A 17,166-nucleotide genomic window follows, 5' to 3' on the forward strand; every position below is an offset into this window, starting at 1 on the left:
TCGCTCTTTGACCAGCCTCACGGCCTCAAGCTTGAACTCCCGGCTAAATTGCCGCCTCGTTCCCATAAACCACCTCCAGTTTCATTTTCCACCTTAACAAGGTGTCCATGAAACCGGCAGCAGCCCATTGCTAGCAAAGCTTAAGGATGCGGGCAAGCTAACAAGCGATGAGACCGCGGAGCTATATGCATTGCAGCGCGGAGGGGACTCTATACAGAGCATGAGCTCGCTGGCCCTGCACAAGGCGGTTAAGCTCGGTGGACCTGAGGTACTTCAAAGCCTCGAAGCGACCAAGTTGATTGCCGACATTACCGTTAGCGCAGCGCCAATGATTGGGGCAACTGCGAACCCAAGCATAGGTGGAGGGAAACAGACAAAGGCCAACGCTCAGCAGCGTCGAATCAGCGAGCTCACAGAGCTGTTTGACAAATCAAACTCGTCGAATGACATTACGCTGGGGAACGCGAAATACTCTGCGACAGCGGATAGCAATCGAGCGGGTACCACCAAGATTTTTGATACTCGCCGACTATCAGACACTCAGCTTGAGCAACAAGCCCGTGCTTTCGCTGACGATCTGACCGGAGGTATTCCGTTAACTCCCAAAGGAAATCCACCTTCGGTTTGGACAGCCAATCTCAAAGACGGTACGACCGTAAATCTTCGCTCGACGTCAAGCTCCACGGTTGCCTCAACTGGTGCTTCCGCAAGATGGACGATAGACGTAATAAACAACCCATCACTCGACCCGGTAACACCACGATCTCGGGTTGAAATCAAATTTCAATAGGATTGAATATGCTTACGGATGAGCAATATGTTTATATCGTTGAGGGCGCTGAAGATATGGAGCTTGACGCAATTTGGGACTATTTTGCACATCCATTCGGTACACGACGCTTGTCACACAAGCTAGAATCGTTTACAAGTCGACGCGACGGATTTCTATGGGTAGTGGAACGTTTATTAAAGGAGAAGCGCATAGTTCTGGTCGACATTCGCACGCACACCCCCTTGGTTGGTAGTATTGAATCTCAGATTAAAGGATTCCGTGCCGCTTTCCCAGCAGATGATGCTGGAATGGACAATGGACTGTGGTTCTTCTCCCCAGAGTGTCCTGGCGGCTCCGCATGGCAACATGAATAGCTAGCGGGTCGCAAAGAATGCGACTGACTGCCTTGTCGAACAGACTGGCACTGTCGCCTCGCTCTACTAATTCGTCATAGCAGAAAACATCGCTGGCGGTGCCGCCACCGTGGCAGACCACGACGTGACGATTACGAAAGCGCGTGGTGTGCGCAACACGGTTTCGGGTGAGACGGTGCGCGTGCAAGCGGGGAATGATCTGACGGTGCGGGGTAGTAGTGTGGTGGGGACAAATGACGTCACGTTGGCAGCCACAGGCAACGTCAACATCGTCACCTCGCAGAACACATCCAGCTCAACGTATTCGTACGAGAAAAAGGAATCCGGCCTGATGGCGGGCGACGGTCTGGCGGTCACCGTCGGAAATCGCCAAAGCACCGATGACGGCAAGAGCACGCAGGTCACGCACAACACCAGTACCGTCGCATCGCTGTCGGGTAACACCACCGTCGTGGCAGGCAAGGACGCGACCATCTCGGGCAGCGATCTATACGCCGGCCGCGACCTCAATCTGGTCGGCCAGAACGTGAAAATCGAGGCGGTGCAGGACATCGCCACACAGCAACAACGTCAGACCATGAGCCAGTCCGGGCTATCGGTGGGCCTGGGTGGCGGTGTTATCGACCAAGTTCGGCAGATTCATAACGACTTGAACCGTGCCGCCGAAGTTGACGATTCTCGTCTGGCTGCCGTCAAGCGCGCACAGGCTGCCCACGCAGCCAGCAAGTTGCTGGTAGGCGATCTGATCCCGGGTGCCATGTCAGGCAACGAGGGTGCCCAAGGCGGCAACAGCGTACGTCTGCAGATCAGCTATGGTTCCAGCAAGAGCGAGAGCGAATCGCACACCGCACAAAGCGTGGCACGCGGCTCCTCCGTGGTCGCCGGCGGCAATCTCAATATCACGGCTACCGGCCAAACCGATGCGTCGGGGCGTCCGGTTACCGGCACAGGTGACTTGACTGCCATCGGCAGCACGCTGTCGGGCAAGAACGTCTCACTTGCTGCCAACAACGACGTGCTGCTGACCGCGGCTCAATCCACCACACAGCAGAACAGCACCAACAGCAACAGTGGCTTCAATGCTGGCGTTGGCCTCTCGCTTGGCGAGCAAACCGGTATCTCCATCTTCGCCTCCGCGCAGCGCGGTAGTGGCAACGCAAATGGCGACTCGGTCACGCACGTCAACACCAACGTCACAGCATCGGACACGCTCACCATCCGCTCGGGGCGCGACGCGACGCTATATGGCGCACAGGCCAGCGGCGACAAGATCGTCGTCGACGCTGGACGCAATCTAACCATCACCAGCCCGCAAGACACCGACACGTACCACAGCAAGCAGAACAGTGCCAGCGGCGGTGTCAGTGTCACATTCGGTCCGGGCGGCGGTGTGTCCGGCAGCGTTGGCCTGTCGCGCGACAAGATCAACTCCGACTATCAGAGCGTCGGCCAGCAATCGGGTCTGATCGCCGGCTCCGGCGGCTTTGATGTACACGTTGGCGAGCACACACAGCTCAACGGCGGCGTGATCTCCAGCACGGCAGATGCCGCCAAGAACAAGCTGGACACCGGCACGCTGGGCTTTACCGACGTGCAGAACCATGCCGAGTACAAGGCCGAGCACTCTGGCCTGAACGTCGGCTATAGCAGCTCCGGCAGCCTGGGTAAGAACCTGGCAGGCAACGCGTTGGGCAATGCCCCCTCGGGCCTCACCAACGGCGAGGCTTCTGGCACCACGCACGCGGCCGTCTCAGACGGAACGATCGTCGTACGCGATCAGGCCAACCAGAAGCAGGACGTGGCCACCCTCTCACGTGACACCACCAACGCCAACGGTTCGGTGCAGAAGATCTTCGATCTCAAGCAGGTGCAGGAGCGCGTGGAACTGGGCCGCGAATTCGGCAAGCTGGGTATGCAAGTGGCGGGCGATGTGGCTGGTGCTCTGGCCAAACAAAATCCCGACTCTGGCCTATGGAAAGAAGGGGAACCAGGCCGCATTGCGCTGCATGCGGCGATAGCGGCAATCGGCGCCGCAATGACGGGTGGGGATATGGCTGGCGCCGTCGCGGGTACCGTGGCGGGGGACCTTGCGGCCAAGCTCATTGAAAAATCCGTTGCAGAAGCGACGAAGGGTTTGCCACCGAGTGTGCAGGCGACGGTGGCCAACGTCATCACTAACGTAGTCGCGGGTACGGCGGGTGCCGTGGTTGGTGGGGCTGTTGGTGGGTCGCAGGGTGCGGTATCCGGGACTGGTGGGGCGCTGGCTGCGGATATGTTCAATCGGCAGTTGCATCCGCAAGAAACCAAGATCATTCAAACGCTAGCCAAGGAGAAAGCGCTGCAGGTCTGCGGCAATGACACGGCGTGTGTAGACCAAGCAAAGATAATGTGGTCCGATTTGCTGGAACGCACCGCTAAAGGTTTAGTGGACGACAAGGAGAATGAAAAGAACAGTGCATATCTCCAAGCCGTTCTGAGAACCTCAACCATCCCAAATAGCGAAGGGGCACGCGGCGGAATCGCGCAATATCTGGACAACCTGAAGACCGCTCAGGACATGCTCACGCCCTACATGGGTAAGACAATCACCTCGGCCAACGGTGCAGTATTCATGGCCGACGGCTCTGCACAGACCTATTTCAGTGCAACGCAAGCACAGCGGGCGGATTCCTACGTGAACTATGTATTGGGCACGCAACCGCCTCCCGCCATAGCTCCTGGCGTGGATATGCGCGATCAAAATCGCCTTGAACGTCTTGCTACACCGAACGGCTCGGCACAGCCGGTTTATACGGCGGAGGAGTTGCTGGTTGGAGGGGCGCTCACTGGCAAGCTCCTCGGCACTGTGGGCCGTGCGCTTGAGTCGCTGGATGTGGCTATCCTCGGGCGCGCCACCGCGTCAGCCGGGGGTAATATCAGTGCTCAACAGATTACCAAGGAAGGTCTATCTTTGCCGGTCAGTGCTGCTGACCGAGCCCTCCTCTCGCAGATCGACAGCCTGCCGAACACCACTTTGCAGGGAAATCTTAGGGAATACGTCGCTAACAACTACTTTGTGCGCAATGGATTTACTCCATTGGAGGGCAAGTGTGGCAGCAATTGTTTCGACGGCGTTTATGTCAAGGGAAATACCGTTTACATCAACGAAGTCAAACCACTCAATGCAGATGGGTCAATTCAGTTGAATGGTTCAACTGCAACGCTTCCAACACAGATGACAGATGCCTGGGTGGAAAGTGCAATCAGCCGTTTGAGGCTATCCGGAGACCCTGCAGCCATACAGACAGCCGACCGCATTGCTGCGGCGAGAGCCAATAATCAACTTGTAAAAGTTGTTACCGACTTAAATAATCAGGGTATGACGGCAATTAAATTGAGCGAATTTAAGTGATGACCAGCCTAACTCGAGAGCAAAAACTACTTAATCTTCTTCGTGCCGCAGAGGCATCCGAACCACGAGAAATAGACTGGCTCCTGCACCGCAGAAATAGTGTCCGATTGGGAGTCATTCTTTGCAGCCTGTCCGGCAATGCGAGGACGCGTGCCGTTTACGCCAATTCTATTGAGAAAAACATCGAGAAATGCAAACAGAACTTCTATCTGGCGTCCAAGCTTAGGTTGGCCAGTGTTGGTCAGGATGGCGGCGCCGACTTCGGTGTCGGAACCGATATTCTTGTAGCACTGCTTTCAGATAGCGCCGAAGTCATTGATGCAATCGCACGTGTAGAGACTCCGGCTCTCGTGAAAGAGCGCGGCAATCCGTTGCACAACTGGTTCCACGTCTACATGCTCCAACTGCTGATTCGCGGTGAAGATGAGGCAATAGAGGCGATGGTCGACAAGATCGCCAAGCATGGACGCAAGCCCCTTAGAGCTGAATGTGCGGAGAGGCGCGATTTCTTTTCGCTCTTGCTCAAGCGAGACAAAGCCGCGCTAGAAGAGCTGATCCAGAACAAGCACGCTCCGCTCAAGAGTGATGATCCGATAGACGAGAATTTTATGTCTTACTTTGGCACACTCGAAACCAAGCTGTGCTGGTATCGAGGCATTCCTGTCGAGATCGACCACCCCCTGGTGCCGATGGAATTGATGCCTATTCAACCGCTCTCACATTACGACGATGTGTACGACTTCCTCAAACCCGGCTGGGTGCCACCGCCGCAAGGATTGAAAGGAAAGTTGTTGCGGTGGTTTGGCAACGACACTTGACCCTGGAGCAATCTCCTTGGTCCTCGAACCAATTTACTAATTTTATTTATTATTTACCCCCCCTTCAAAACAACATAAAATATAAATCACGCCCAAATTAATCCATTATTTATAAACCCCTCTCCTTATTAACCGCTGCATTTCTAACCAGTTGCACCACATCTTTCCCAATCTACGCTCCGACCGTCGAACCAGATCAGCCAACAGCAACGCTCGCCGCAGACACACCATTTGTCATGGGCGTTAACGTGACCAGTAAAAAAGGTTGCTTTGAAAGCCAAGCAAAGCTGGATACAAAACCTGACGCCAAACCCACAACAGTGCCCGCCAACGAACCCATCGTCATGGTGCTGTACGGAGCGATCTACAACAAGCTGTGCCAGGACACTGCTCGATTCGCGCCCGAAGCCGGACGTAAATACCTCGCACGAGGAAGGTTGGGGCCAGACGACACAGATACCGGCACCAGAGACCCCTTCACCAAGTTTCGCAACCAGAACACGGAAGGGGTCTGTCACATCGCGGTGTTTGATCGAACCGATCCGGATCAAATCAAACGAGTGCCTATTCAGCGCGTTGGGCCACATGGCGCTATTTGCCTCACATTCGAGGAGTGACGCCCCGCTCAATCAAGACACACCTGACGCCACCCTGGCAGATCTGAGCGATCCCGCCATCGACTGCATCCAGTAGAACCGCATGACCAAGACAACAGGATTGGCCCTCCTGATCTGCTTACTGCTGACGGCCTGCGCACATCAACAACAAGAAGTGCGTTCCAACCCAGACACGAACGCTCGAGTTCGCGTCTACTTTGGCGCCGCCACGAATTTCTACTTCAATACAACGTGCCTCCCCAAGCGAGGAGGCACTCCGGTCGCGGCACCGCGCATGCTCAACCTTGCGAACACGACGATAGGCATGCCGGTTCCTCGCGATGCGTACCGTTACTACGATGAGTATGTAGTCAGAGCAAAAGAACCTCTCTCTGTTTCAGTCACAACCGGTGGCCAACAACGCTTTGGAGCGATCACTTACGCTTCCAAGCTCATAGAGACCGCTTGGATGTTTGTTCCCGAAGCCGAAGCGGACTACGAAGTCATACCGGTTGAGGAAGGAGGCATCCAAAGCTTGGCGCTTCGGCGCCTGCATGTAAGCACAGGTGCCGTTTCGACTAGTCCAGCACACTTTTCGGCGGGTGCCTTTCCATGTGAGTAGCCTCGTGTCGCGCCCAGCTCCTCTGGCTGTGCCCATCCGCAAGATCGTTCGACGCAGCCCGCCGCGTTGCAGCCCATATGCCCTCCCCGCATACCTGCCCCAACCATTTGCATGCGCCCTAGGGAACCAAGCTCCTTACACTCGCGCTGCAACCACTGAGGAAGCCGACATGCGGCTCCACCGTGATCCGCAACGACCACATCGCGCTGGCGCAGCCGCGACCTAGCGTTGGCAATCCAAGACAATGCTTGATGCACGGTGGCTTGCAGGCCGCTCCCTGCGCAAGTCAGGCAGGCGCGCTACCATCGGCGTTCTTTTCCCCCTCACCTCCCGACTCCACCATGTCCGACATCCAACGCTTCCACACCAACGCCCGCATGAGCCAGATCGTGATCGCCAACGGCATCGTGCATCTGGCGGGCCAAGTGCCCGACGCCGCGTTCGACTTCAAGTCCGTCACCGAGCAGACCAACAACATCCTCGGCCTCATCGACACGCTGCTGGCCGAAGCCGGTGTCGACAAGACGCGCCTGATCTCGGCCAACATCTGGCTGACCGACGCCAAGCACTTTGCTGAGCTGAACGCCGCGTGGGAAGCCTGGGTGCCGGCCGGCCACGCGCCCACGCGCGCCTGCGTGCAGTCGGGCCTGATGCGCCCGGGCATTGATGTGGAGATCGCCGTCACGGCGCTGGCCAAGGGCTAAAGGCAGATCACGCATGCGCTTTGACACCATCGTGCTGGGCGCCGGCATCGTCGGCGTATCGGTGGCGGTGCACCTACAGCAGCGCGGGCGCGCCGTCGCCCTGGTGGATCGCCGGGCACCGGGCTTTGAGACATCGTTCGGCAACGCCGGGCTGATCCAGCGCGAGGGCGTCTATCCTTATGCCTTCCCACGCGACCTGCCGACGCTGCTGCGCTATGCGAGCAATACGTCGGCAGACGTGCATTACCACCTGGGTGATCTGCCCAGGCTGCTGCCCTTTCTGTGGCGCTACTGGCGCAACTCGCACCCCAGCCGGCACGCCGCTATCGCGCAGGCGTATGCGCCGCTCATTGCGCATAGCGTGACCGAGCACCGCATGTTGGCGGAAGCTGCCGGCGCCATGAACCTGATCCGCCCGAGCGGCTGGATCAAGGTCTTCCGCAACGCGGCCACGCAGGATGAGGAAACCCGCACCGTCGAACGCTGGCAGCGCGAATACGGTGTCGCCTTTGAAACGCTCGACCCCGCGCGCCTGCGCACAGTTGAGCCGCATCTGGATCCATCGCTATTGGGCGGCTTGCGCTACACGGAAGCCGATTCCGTGAGCGACCCCAACGCGCTGGTGACGGCGTATGCGAACTATTTCGAGCAGATTGGCGGCCAGTTGTTTGAAGGCGATGCGAACTCGCTCACAAGCAACGCGCCGTGGCTGGTGCGCAGCAAGGAAGGCGAGCTGCGCGCCGACAACGTCGTCATCGCCATGGGCCCGTGGGCGGACGTCGTGACCTCGCGCCTAGGCTACAGCCTGCCACTGGCCGTCAAGCGCGGCTACCACATGCACTACGCGCCTTCACCGGGCACGCAATTGAACCACCCGGTGCTCGATGCCGACGGTGGCTATGTGCTTGCGCCGATGGCACGCGGTATCCGCCTGACCACGGGCGCTGAACTCGCCCACCGCGATGCACCCAAGACGCCCGTGCAGCTGGAAGCCGTCGAGCCCGTCGCGCGCAAGCTCTTCCCGCTGGCGGAGCGTGTGGATGCGCAGCCGTGGATGGGTGCCCGCCCCTGCACGCCCGACATGCTGCCGATCATCGGACAGGCGCCGCACCATCCGGGCATGTGGTTCGCGTTTGGCCATGCCCACCACGGCCTGACGTTGGGCCCGATCACCGGGCGATTAATTGCGGAAATGATGACGGGCGAGACACCCACCGTGGATGTTCGCCCGTTCCGTGCACAACGCTTCTGGGAAGCGGCGCACTAGCTCAAGCCAGGGCAGGCCAGGCTGGCACAGGTATTGGATCGGCGGGTAATCGTCGAGCCCATGCTTGTAGCAGCCCGTCCATAGCCGCTTCCTTCACGCCGCAGAAAGAGGCCGCCGCACTACGGTGCGCATCGGCTGGCCATGCATCGAGATCAGTGGCGAAGTACAACTTTCAGCGCAGAAACCCGCTCGGCCGGCATGAAGACGGGGCGGATACTTGCGGGTGTGTATCGCAGCGATAGGCAGCATCGAACACGGTGACGAGGAACGCCGCACGGTCGGCGCCGGCTTTACGCTCGCAGCGCGTGATAGCGCATAACGCTCAAGCGAGCGCGGCCTCGGCATCCAGCGGAAACACCGGCCGCTGCACCTTCGCAAACGGAAAGCGTGCGTAATCCGAACTGGTCACGCCGCCGCCGTCGCACTCCACCACCGCTTTCGCGATCGGCACAAACACAGGCCGGCAATACATGCGCGACTTCAGCAGCACGAAGCGCGCGGCATGCGGGTCCAAGCCGATGTGCGTGAAGATGCCGAGGTCCCAGTGCTCCTGCGGCGTTTCCGTAACGACGATCTGCGCCGCACCAATGTCGAGCAACGCCGTGCGCCCCATGCGGATGCGCTGGCCGGTGTAGGTCGGGCCGCTGATGGTGTATTCCCCATCGCTGATGGCCGCGACCTTGCCCGTCAACGCACGAGACACCGGATACACACCCAACTGCACGAGCGGCACCTTGTCGCCCACGGGCAGCATGACGGTGGCGCCCACACCTGCATCGATCATGGCGGCGACAGCCTCGGGGTCGCACACGGGCCCGACGGCGATGCCACTCAGCCCCTGCTTCAGCGCTTCGTGCAACACGTGCATGTCGTCGCACGTACCGCCGGACATGCAGTTGTCGCCGTGGTCGAGCAGCAGCACGGGGCCGTTGCCGGGAGCTTCTGCCAGCGCGGCTGCACGTGCGATCGATTCGGCCAGCGGCTCAGAGCGGTAAACGAAGCCTTCGCGGTCAGCCCAGATGGCGTCCGCAATGCGCTGGGCGGCGGCATCTGCAGCGCGTGCATCGCCGTTGCCGACCACCACCACGGAGAGACATGGCGCGGTGATGTCCGCCAACCCGAAGCCCGCGAGAATCGACACGGCCAGCATGCCGTCCTCCTCCGCCTGCTTGGCCAATGCCACAGCACGGTGCATTGCGCCCTCATCGGTCCGGCTGCGCAGCGTGTGCGTGACCATCGGCAGGCTGCGCCACGCAAGCACCGGGTTCGCGCGGCCGGCGAGCTTGTCAAACAGCAGGCGGCCTGCGTGTTCACCTGTCTCGTACATGTCGACGTGCGGATACGTCTTGAAGCTGACCGCAATGTCCGCCAAGTCGATGAACTTCTGCGTGAGGTTGCCGTGCAGATCCAGCGCGACGGTGATCGGCACATCGGGCGCCACCGTGCGCAGGCGTTCGAGCAGATCGCCTTCGCCGTCGTCGCTGTTCTCGGCGACCATCGCGCCGTGCAGGTCGAGCATCAGCGCATCGCATCCGGGCGCAGCGGCGACGATGGCATCGCACAACGTGGTGTAAGCCTCCGCGGCCACCCGGCCACTCGGGTTGGCGCCTGCGATGACCGGCACGACGACTTCCGCGCCCGCCGCCTCGGCTAGATCAATGAACGCACCGGCTGCCGTGCGCGTGCCCTTGGCGGCGCGGTAGGCGTCGGCACCGTAATGCGGATGGAACGACGCCAGCGGCGTCGGCACCGGCGAGAACGTGTTGGTCTCGTGATTGAAGCGGGCGATCAGGATGCGCATGGGTGTCTGTGGCTTATGAGCGGCCAGCGGCTTGCAGCATGGCGTGCAGCAGCACGTTGGCCCCGGCTTCGAGGTGTTCGGGGCGGGCGTCTTCGATTTCGTTGTGACTGATGCCGTCCTTGCACGGCACGAAGATCATCGCGGTGGGGGCCACGCGGGCAAGGTAGACGGCGTCGTGCCCCGCACCGCTGATGACGTCCATCTCCGATAAACCTAACTGCTGCGCACCGTTGCGCACCGCGTTCACCAGCGTCGCGTCAAACGGCTGCGGCGGGAAGTAGACGACCTGACGCAGCGTGATATCGATGCCGCTGCGTGCGCGCAGGTCGTTCACGGCGGCGTGCAGCGCGGCGTCCATGTCGGACAGCACGGCATCGTCCGCCGCACGCAGGTCGATCGTCATCGACACGCCACCCGGAATCACGTTGCGCGAATCCGGGTGCACGCTCAGGCAGCCCACGGTTGCGCGCGCGTGCGGCGGGCGATCCAGCGCGATACGGTTGACGATGCCGACGAGTTCTGCGGCGGGCAGCAACGCATCGCGGCGCAGTTCCATGGGCGTGGGCCCGGCGTGCGCCTCCATACCGGTGAAGACCACGTCGTACCAGCGCTGGCCGAGCGCGCCCGTTACCACGCCAATCGTCGTGGCGTGCGCTTCCAGCACCGGCCCCTGCTCGATATGCGCTTCGAAGTACGCGCCCACCTGCCGGCAGCCCACCATCTCGGTACCCGCGTAACCGATGCTACGTAGCGCCTCGCCCACGGCCACGCCATCGCGGTCCTGCGCGGCCAGCACTGCCTCCAGCGTGAACTCGCCGATGAAAGCGCCGGAGCCCATCATCACCGGCACGAAGCGCGAGCCTTCTTCGTTGGTCCACACGGCCACTTCGATGGGCGCTTCGGTTTCGATGCCCGCGTCGTTGAGCGTGCGCACGACCTCGATGCCCGCGAATACACCGTAGTTGCCGTCGAACTTGCCGCCGGTGGGCTGCGTGTCGATATGGCTGCCGGTCATCACGGGTGGCAGGGCGTTGTTGCGGCCGGGGCGGCGCGCGAAGACGTTGCCGATGGCGTCCACGCGCACGGTGCAGCCGGCGGCCTCGGCCTGCGCCACGAAGAAGTCGCGGCCCTGGCGGTCGAGGTCAGTCAACGCCAGACGGCGCACGCCGCCCTTGGGCGTGGCGCCGATGCGCGCCTGCTGCATGAGCGTGTCCCACAGACGCGCGCCGTTGATGCGCAGGGTGGTATCGAGGGTTGTTGTCGTCATGGTGGTGTGTGCAGTTCAGGCAGCCAAGCCAACGCCGAGGTAGCGGTCCTTGACTGCGTCGTCGGCGCGGAAGTCATCGTTGCTGCCGGTGTAGACCACGCGGCCCTGTTCGATGATCACGTGGCGGTCGGCCAGTTGCGTGCAGACCTCCAGGTTCTGCTCGACCAGCAGGATGGACACGCCCGCCTGCTTGATCACCTTCAACTGCGCGACGATCTCTTCCACGATGACGGGCGCGAGGCCTTCTACAGGCTCGTCGAGCATCAGCAAGCGGGGGTGGTTCATCAGCGCGCGGCCGATGGCCAGCATCTGCTGCTCGCCACCGGAGAGGTTCGCGCCGCCGTTGCGCCGCCGTTCATGCAGGCGCGGGAAGATGCGGTAGATGTCGGCCAGCTGCCACGGCGAATCGCGCCGTGCGCCGAGCTTCAGGTTTTCTTCCACCGTCAGCAGCTTGAAGATGCCCCGATGCTCCGGCACCAGGCACAGTCCCTGCGCGGCAATGCGATGCGCCGGCTGCCCGGCGACGTCCTTGCCCCGGAAGCGCACGTGCCCGCACGGCGTCACCACACCAGCAATCGCCTTGAGCGTGGTCGACTTGCCCGCGCCGTTGCGGCCGAGCAGCGTCACCAGTTCGCCCTCGCCCACCGACAGCGCCACGCCCTGCAGCACGTGGCTTTTGCCGTAGTAGCCGTGGAGGTCTTCAACGTCGAGGATCGTCGTCATTTCTTCCCTCCGGTGATCATGTTGCCGAGGTACGCGGCACGCACGCGCGGGTCTGCGCGCACGGTGTCGGGCGTGCCCTCCATCAGCACCTTGCCCTGCTGCATGACGGTGATGGTGTCGGAGATGTCCATGACGATGTCCATGTTGTGCTCGATCAGCACGACGGTGTGGTCGTGCGCGAGGCCACGGATGAGCGCTTTCATGGCGGGCAGGTCGTCCACGCCCATGCCGGAAGTGGGCTCGTCGAGGAAGATCGCGCGTGGGTTGGCGGCCAACGCCATGCCCACTTCCAGGCGGCGCTGCTGGCCGTGCGAGAGCGCGGCGGCCGGGGTGTCGGCCAGGCGCGGAAGCTCCAGCCGGTCGAGCACGCGGTCCACCATATCGGCGCAGGCAAGATCGCCTTGCGGCAAGCGCCAGCCGTGCATGGCGCGACGCGGCGTGGTACCGAGCGCGGCCAGCCGCAGGTTCTCGCGCACGCTCAGGCTCGGGAACAGGCTCGTCACCTGGAACGAACGTGCGATGCCGCGCTGCACGCGCTGGTAGTCGGCCTCGCGCGTCACGTCATGGCCATCGAAGACGATGGTGCCGCTGGTGATCATGCGCGTGCCGGTGAGCATGTGAAACAGCGTGGTCTTGCCCGCGCCGTTGGGGCCGATGACGGAGTGCACCGTGCCGGGCATCACGCGCAAATCCACACCACCCAGCGCGGTGAACTTGCCGTACTGCTTGACGATGCCCGTGGCTTGCAGGATGGGCGTAGAGCTCATGCGCGTTCCTCCTGTACCGCCGGTGCGTTGCGTGGCGCGCGCACGCGTTGCCACAGCTTCTGCCCGAGCCCAAACAGCCCGCGCTGCATGAACAGGCTCACCGCAATCAGCAGGAAGCCGAGCAACATCAGCCAGCGCGGCCACAGGCTGGAAAGCCAGTCCGACAGCAGCACATAAAACGCCGCCCCCAGCACCGAGGCAAACACGTTGCCCGTGCCGCCAATCACCGTCATCACCAGGATCATTTCGCTGACGTGGTAATCGATATTGGCCAGCGGCGCGATGCCCGTGAGCATGGCGTGCAACGCGCCAGCCAGCCCCGTGACCGCGCCCGAAATGACGAAGGCCAGCAGCTTGAACGCACGCACGTTGTAGCCGACGGCGAGTGCGCGTTCCTCGTTGTCGCGAATCGCCAGCAGCGTGCGACCGAACACCGATTCCGTCACCCGCTGCACCAGGAAGAACACGATGAGGAACAGCACCGCCACGAACGCGTAGAACGCCCACGCCGACATTGCAAACGCCGGGCGCGGAATGTCGAGCAGGCCGTTGTCCCCGCCTGTCAGCGACGGCGCGGTGTAGGCCAGGAAGTAGAACATCTGCGAGAAGGCCAGCGTGAGCATGACGAAGTACGTGCCGCGCTGGCGGATGGCAAACCACCCCACCACCGCTGCCACGACTGCGCCCACGACGACGGCCAACCCAATCGCCACCGGCATCGGCAACGACAACTGCGTCAGGCCCACGCCCACCGCATAGCTGCCCAACCCGAAGAAGATGCCCTGCCCGAACGACAGCAGCCCCGTGTAGCCGAGCAGCAGGTTGCAGGCCATCACGGCCATGGCGTAGACCAGCACTTCGGTGGCCAGCGTGCCCGAGGTCAGTACCAGCGGCAGCAACAACGTCACACCCAGCGACAGCCACCAGAAGCGGTAGCGCGCGAGTCCATGGAATGTGGCTTGCATCATCCCCTCCCCAGCAGGCCGTGTGGGCGCAGCAGCAGCACGGCCGCCATCGCCACGTAGATCATCAGCCGCGCGCCCTCGGGCCACAGCGTGCTCATCAGGCTCTGCACGATGCCCACCAGCAGGCCGCCGACCAGCGCCCCCGCAAAGCTGCCCATGCCGCCCACCACCACCACGACGAAGGCGATACCGAGTGCCTCGACGCCCATGAAGGGCTCCGCCCCGCGGATGGGTGCAGCCAGCACGCCCGCCACCGCCGCCGTGGCAGCACCCAGCGCAAACATCAGGCTGAACAGACGGAACACGTTGATGCCGAGCAGCGACACCATCTCGGTCGATTCACTGCCTGCGCGCACCGCGCTACCCAGCCGCGTGCCTTCGAGCAGCCACCACAGCCCCACCGCCAGCACGGCGGTAAAACCGATCACGAACAGCCGGTACTTGGGATAGACGAAATCGCCCCACATCACCACGCCCTGCAGCGCATCGGGCGGCGGCACATCCACGCCCAGCGGCCCCCACGCCACGATGATCAGTTCCTGCACCACCAGCGCCAGGCCCACGGTGATGAGGATGTGGAACTCGTGCGCCTGTGCATACACGTGGCGCAGCAGCACCTTCTCCGTCACCCACGCCAGCACACCGATGACGATGGGCGCCAGCACCAGCGCAAGCCAGAAGTTCAACCCCATCTGCAAGGCTTGAAAGCAGAGATACGCGCCCAGCGCATAGAACGCGCCGTGGGCGAAATTGACGAAGCGCAACAGCCCGAAGATGATCGACAGCCCCACCGCCAGCAGGAAGTAGAGCATGCCGATCCCCACGCCGTTGACGACCTGGAGCAGGTAGACGTTCATTGCGTTGACTGGAATTGCATGCAGGAAAACAAACGCCCGCAGCTCATGTCGAGCACGGGCGTACGGCCCATCAGACCCTCAGGTCAGCTTGCACTGTGTCTGTTCGACCGGCAGGAACGCCTTGCCCACAGCCACGACGTCGGCAAAGTCGTCCTTGTCCTTCATGCGGCTCTTGGGTTTGCCCTTGAGCAGGTAGTAGTTCTTGAGCACTTGGTGGTCGGCCGCGCGAATCTCTTCGGGGCCGGTCAGGCCGTCGTACTTCATGCCCTGCAGTGCGGCGATCACAGCCTTCGGGTCCGCACTGCCCGCCTTCGCCATCGCGTCGAGCAGGATCTTGGTGCACGTGTACGAACCCGCCAGGCTGTAGTTCGGGTTCATCTTGAACGCGGCTTGCGTGCGTTTCACCAGATCATGGTTGGCCGGCGTATCCACGTCATGCCAGTACTGCGCACCGAAGTACACGCCATCGCACAGGTCTGCGCCGAGCGATTCGAACTGCTCCAGGCCCGACGCCCACGCCACCAGGATCGTCACGTTCTTCTTCATGCCAAAGCTCACCGCCTGGCGCAGCGTGTCGGACGACTGCGAACCGAAGTTCAGGATCAGCAGCACGTCTGGCTTGGCAGCCATCGCGTTGGTCAGGTAGCCGCTGAATTCCTTCTCGGTCAGCGCGTGGTAGCTGTTGCCCACGTGCTCGATGCCTTTTTCCTTGAAGATGTTCTTGGCTGCCGAGAGCAACCCGTCGCCAAACACGTACTGCGGCGTGATCGTGTACCAGCGCTTGGCCTTCGGCATCGACTCGATCAGCGGGCGCACGGTGCGCTCGATGGCGCCATACGTCGGCACGGACCAGCGGAACGTCGCGCGATTGCAGTCCTTGCCTGTGATCTCATCCGCCCCGGCTGTGGTGATGAACACGCCACCGAACTTCTCTGCCTCCTTGCCCATCGCCAGCGATTCGGAAGAGAGAATGCCGCCCGCGAAGTAGCGCGCGTTCTTCTGCTGCGCGAGTTCCTGCACCTTGCGCACGGCCGTGGCGGGCTTGCCCTCGGTGTCGAGCACGCTGTACGCCAGCGGCCGGCCAAGCACCTTGCCGTACTGCTCCACGGCCAGCTTCATGCCCATGTCGGCAAATTTGCCGTTGGCGGCAAACGCCCCGGACATCGGCACCGGGCAGCCCAGTTCAATGGCATCGGCCGCAAACGCAGAACGGGCCTGCAGCACTGACGCGGGCACAGCGGACAGCGCCGCCAGTTTGAGCAAGTCTCGACGATTCAAAGCGCACTCCTTGGGGTTCGTGTATGGGACACAACAAGCGCCTGGAGCCACCTGGGGCGGCTTCCCAGTCCACTGAACCGGATGAAATGCGCCCGAGCGTCTGTGCAGCAAGGTCGCAGGCTAGGCGCAAAGCGCAGCAATAGCGGGCTATTGCGAGCATTTGCAACAACGCATGCGGCCTTGAGGCGCAGTCGAGCGGGGGTATTTCATCCGGTTCAGTGGACTAGCCTGACCGGCGAGGTTTTCGCCGACTGTCGAGTCGAGCAAGAACCAGACCAGTTCTTTATATTTGTTATGATAAATAGGCGAAATCATCATAGAAGCCGCATCCGCGCCGCGTCAACGGCCAAGAGGTCGGTGTTTACGCCAAGGTGTGTGCGGCGCAAGTGCCGGGCGACGATGCCGAAATACGGTGCGTGCGCACGCTCGAAGGGCATGCATGCACCACGCCGGTCACGCCGGGCGGCACGACCCCGCAGTTAGAATGCGCGCAACTCAGGAACGGACAACCATGGCCACACTCGGAGCAGGCAAGACGGCGTCGATCGGCATCCGCAAGCAGAAGCGCGCCGACCTCGTTGCCGAAGAACTCAAGCGGCTGATCACGCAGCGCAACCTCAAGCCCGGTGACAAGCTCCCGCAGGAGATCAAGCTGCAGGAGACCTTCGGGGTGAGCAAGGGCACCATCCGCGAGGCATTGAAATCGCTGGAAGTGCAGGGCTTGGTGAGTGTGAGCACGGGGCCGGCTGGCGGCGGCACCATCGTCGAGGTGCCGCTGGACCGCACGTTCCAGCTCATGCAGAACTACCTGTTCTTCAAAGACATCGGCATTGCAGATGTCTACACCGTGCGCCGCCTGCTGGAGCCTGAGTTAGCCGCCGGCGCCGTGCCGCACCTGACGGAAGACGACTTCCACGCGCTTGAACACACCATCGACCTGTGCGACCCGGCTTCGGCCAAGGCC

At 61.7% G+C, this 17,166-nt stretch carries 16 protein-coding genes; 9 read left to right on the top strand and 7 right to left on the bottom strand.

Features of this window, described 5'->3' with window-relative positions:
- Positions 1-220: 220 nt before the first annotated feature.
- The 8 genes from JHD73_RS20365 (at position 221) to JHD73_RS20400 (ending at position 8,544) form a co-directional block, all read left to right on the top strand.
- On the top strand, positions 221-790 hold the full coding sequence (locus JHD73_RS20365; RefSeq protein ID WP_199032041.1) for a hypothetical protein: 570 nt from the start codon (positions 221-223) through the stop codon (positions 788-790).
- Between the two features lie 8 nt (positions 791-798).
- The gene (locus JHD73_RS20370; protein ID WP_199032042.1) at positions 799-1,146 is read left to right on the top strand and encodes a DUF596 domain-containing protein; all 348 of its coding nucleotides are present in this window, start codon (positions 799-801) and stop codon (positions 1,144-1,146) included.
- A 109-nt stretch (positions 1,147-1,255) separates the two neighbouring features.
- Positions 1,256-4,537, top strand: a complete 3,282-nt coding sequence (locus tag JHD73_RS20375) for a hemagglutinin repeat-containing protein (protein WP_199032043.1) — start codon at positions 1,256-1,258, stop codon at positions 4,535-4,537.
- Complete coding sequence (bcpI, locus tag JHD73_RS20380) at positions 4,537-5,355, top strand: contact-dependent inhibition immunity protein BcpI (RefSeq protein ID WP_233177078.1); 819 nt, start codon at positions 4,537-4,539, stop codon at positions 5,353-5,355. The genes JHD73_RS20375 and bcpI overlap by 1 nt, the downstream gene beginning before the upstream one ends.
- Before the next feature lie 236 nt (positions 5,356-5,591).
- Positions 5,592-5,972: a hypothetical protein gene (locus tag JHD73_RS20385; RefSeq protein ID WP_199032045.1), complete on the top strand. Its 381-nt coding sequence runs from the start codon at positions 5,592-5,594 to the stop codon at positions 5,970-5,972.
- A gap of 82 nt (positions 5,973-6,054) precedes the next feature.
- On the top strand, positions 6,055-6,573 hold the full coding sequence (locus tag JHD73_RS20390) for a hypothetical protein (RefSeq protein WP_199032046.1): 519 nt from the start codon (positions 6,055-6,057) through the stop codon (positions 6,571-6,573).
- 341 nt (positions 6,574-6,914) lie between these two features.
- Complete coding sequence (locus JHD73_RS20395; protein ID WP_199032047.1) at positions 6,915-7,277, top strand: RidA family protein; 363 nt, start codon at positions 6,915-6,917, stop codon at positions 7,275-7,277.
- Positions 7,278-7,290: 13 nt separating this feature from the next.
- The gene (locus tag JHD73_RS20400; RefSeq protein WP_199032048.1) at positions 7,291-8,544 is read left to right on the top strand and encodes an FAD-binding oxidoreductase; all 1,254 of its coding nucleotides are present in this window, start codon (positions 7,291-7,293) and stop codon (positions 8,542-8,544) included.
- 322 nt (positions 8,545-8,866) lie between these two features.
- Here JHD73_RS20400 and JHD73_RS20405 read toward each other — a convergent pair whose 3' ends face one another.
- From JHD73_RS20405 to JHD73_RS20435, 7 genes are all read right to left on the bottom strand, one after another.
- Positions 8,867-10,345 carry a M81 family metallopeptidase gene (locus JHD73_RS20405; protein ID WP_199032049.1) on the bottom strand — a complete coding sequence of 493 codons (1,479 nt, stop codon included), beginning with the start codon at positions 10,343-10,345 and terminating at the stop codon, positions 8,867-8,869.
- A gap of 13 nt (positions 10,346-10,358) precedes the next feature.
- On the bottom strand, positions 10,359-11,612 hold the full coding sequence (locus JHD73_RS20410; RefSeq protein WP_199032050.1) for a Zn-dependent hydrolase: 1,254 nt from the start codon (positions 11,610-11,612) through the stop codon (positions 10,359-10,361).
- A 15-nt stretch (positions 11,613-11,627) separates the two neighbouring features.
- Positions 11,628-12,335, bottom strand: coding sequence for an ABC transporter ATP-binding protein (locus JHD73_RS20415; RefSeq protein ID WP_199032051.1), 708 nt, complete (start codon positions 12,333-12,335; stop codon positions 11,628-11,630).
- Positions 12,332-13,102, bottom strand: coding sequence for an ABC transporter ATP-binding protein (locus JHD73_RS20420; protein WP_199032052.1), 771 nt, complete (start codon positions 13,100-13,102; stop codon positions 12,332-12,334). Before JHD73_RS20420 ends, JHD73_RS20415 begins: the two co-directional genes overlap by 4 nt.
- Positions 13,099-14,067 carry a branched-chain amino acid ABC transporter permease gene (locus tag JHD73_RS20425; protein WP_199032056.1) on the bottom strand — a complete coding sequence of 323 codons (969 nt, stop codon included), beginning with the start codon at positions 14,065-14,067 and terminating at the stop codon, positions 13,099-13,101. Before JHD73_RS20425 ends, JHD73_RS20420 begins: the two co-directional genes overlap by 4 nt.
- Entirely contained in the window at positions 14,067-14,924 is an 858-nt protein-coding gene (locus tag JHD73_RS20430) for a branched-chain amino acid ABC transporter permease (RefSeq protein ID WP_199032053.1), read from the bottom strand. Before JHD73_RS20430 ends, JHD73_RS20425 begins: the two co-directional genes overlap by 1 nt.
- Positions 14,925-15,002: 78 nt before the next feature.
- Positions 15,003-16,202: an ABC transporter substrate-binding protein gene (locus tag JHD73_RS20435; RefSeq protein WP_199032054.1), complete on the bottom strand. Its 1,200-nt coding sequence runs from the start codon at positions 16,200-16,202 to the stop codon at positions 15,003-15,005.
- A 511-nt stretch (positions 16,203-16,713) separates the two neighbouring features.
- On the opposite strand from JHD73_RS20435, the gene JHD73_RS20440 reads away from it, so the two are divergent.
- A partial coding sequence (locus JHD73_RS20440; RefSeq protein ID WP_199032055.1) for a FadR/GntR family transcriptional regulator occupies positions 16,714-17,166 on the top strand: 453 nt, incomplete at its 3' end.

The sequence above is a fragment of the Ralstonia sp. ASV6 genome, assembly GCF_016429285.1.
Lineage (GTDB): Bacteria > Pseudomonadota > Gammaproteobacteria > Burkholderiales > Burkholderiaceae > Ralstonia > Ralstonia flaminis.

Excerpts from the sequence above, each read along its gene's own strand:
- JHD73_RS20415 (WP_199032051.1), bottom strand. The coding sequence starts at position 12,335 with ATGACGACGATCCTCGACGTTGAAGACCTCCACGGCTACTACGGCAAA.
- JHD73_RS20420 (WP_199032052.1), bottom strand. The coding sequence starts at position 13,102 with ATGAGCTCTACGCCCATCCTGCAAGCCACGGGCATCGTCAAGCAGTAC.
- JHD73_RS20370 (WP_199032042.1), top strand. The coding sequence starts at position 799 with ATGCTTACGGATGAGCAATATGTTTATATCGTTGAGGGCGCTGAAGAT.
- JHD73_RS20405 (WP_199032049.1), bottom strand. The coding sequence starts at position 10,345 with ATGCGCATCCTGATCGCCCGCTTCAATCACGAGACCAACACGTTCTCG.
- JHD73_RS20425 (WP_199032056.1), bottom strand. The coding sequence starts at position 14,067 with ATGCAAGCCACATTCCATGGACTCGCGCGCTACCGCTTCTGGTGGCTG.
- JHD73_RS20385 (WP_199032045.1), top strand. The coding sequence starts at position 5,592 with ATGGGCGTTAACGTGACCAGTAAAAAAGGTTGCTTTGAAAGCCAAGCA.
- JHD73_RS20395 (WP_199032047.1), top strand. The coding sequence starts at position 6,915 with ATGTCCGACATCCAACGCTTCCACACCAACGCCCGCATGAGCCAGATC.
- bcpI (WP_233177078.1), top strand. The coding sequence starts at position 4,537 with ATGACCAGCCTAACTCGAGAGCAAAAACTACTTAATCTTCTTCGTGCC.
- JHD73_RS20390 (WP_199032046.1), top strand. The coding sequence starts at position 6,055 with ATGACCAAGACAACAGGATTGGCCCTCCTGATCTGCTTACTGCTGACG.
- JHD73_RS20430 (WP_199032053.1), bottom strand. The coding sequence starts at position 14,924 with ATGAACGTCTACCTGCTCCAGGTCGTCAACGGCGTGGGGATCGGCATG.
- JHD73_RS20400 (WP_199032048.1), top strand. The coding sequence starts at position 7,291 with ATGCGCTTTGACACCATCGTGCTGGGCGCCGGCATCGTCGGCGTATCG.
- JHD73_RS20410 (WP_199032050.1), bottom strand. The coding sequence starts at position 11,612 with ATGACGACAACAACCCTCGATACCACCCTGCGCATCAACGGCGCGCGT.
- JHD73_RS20365 (WP_199032041.1), top strand. The coding sequence starts at position 221 with ATGAGCTCGCTGGCCCTGCACAAGGCGGTTAAGCTCGGTGGACCTGAG.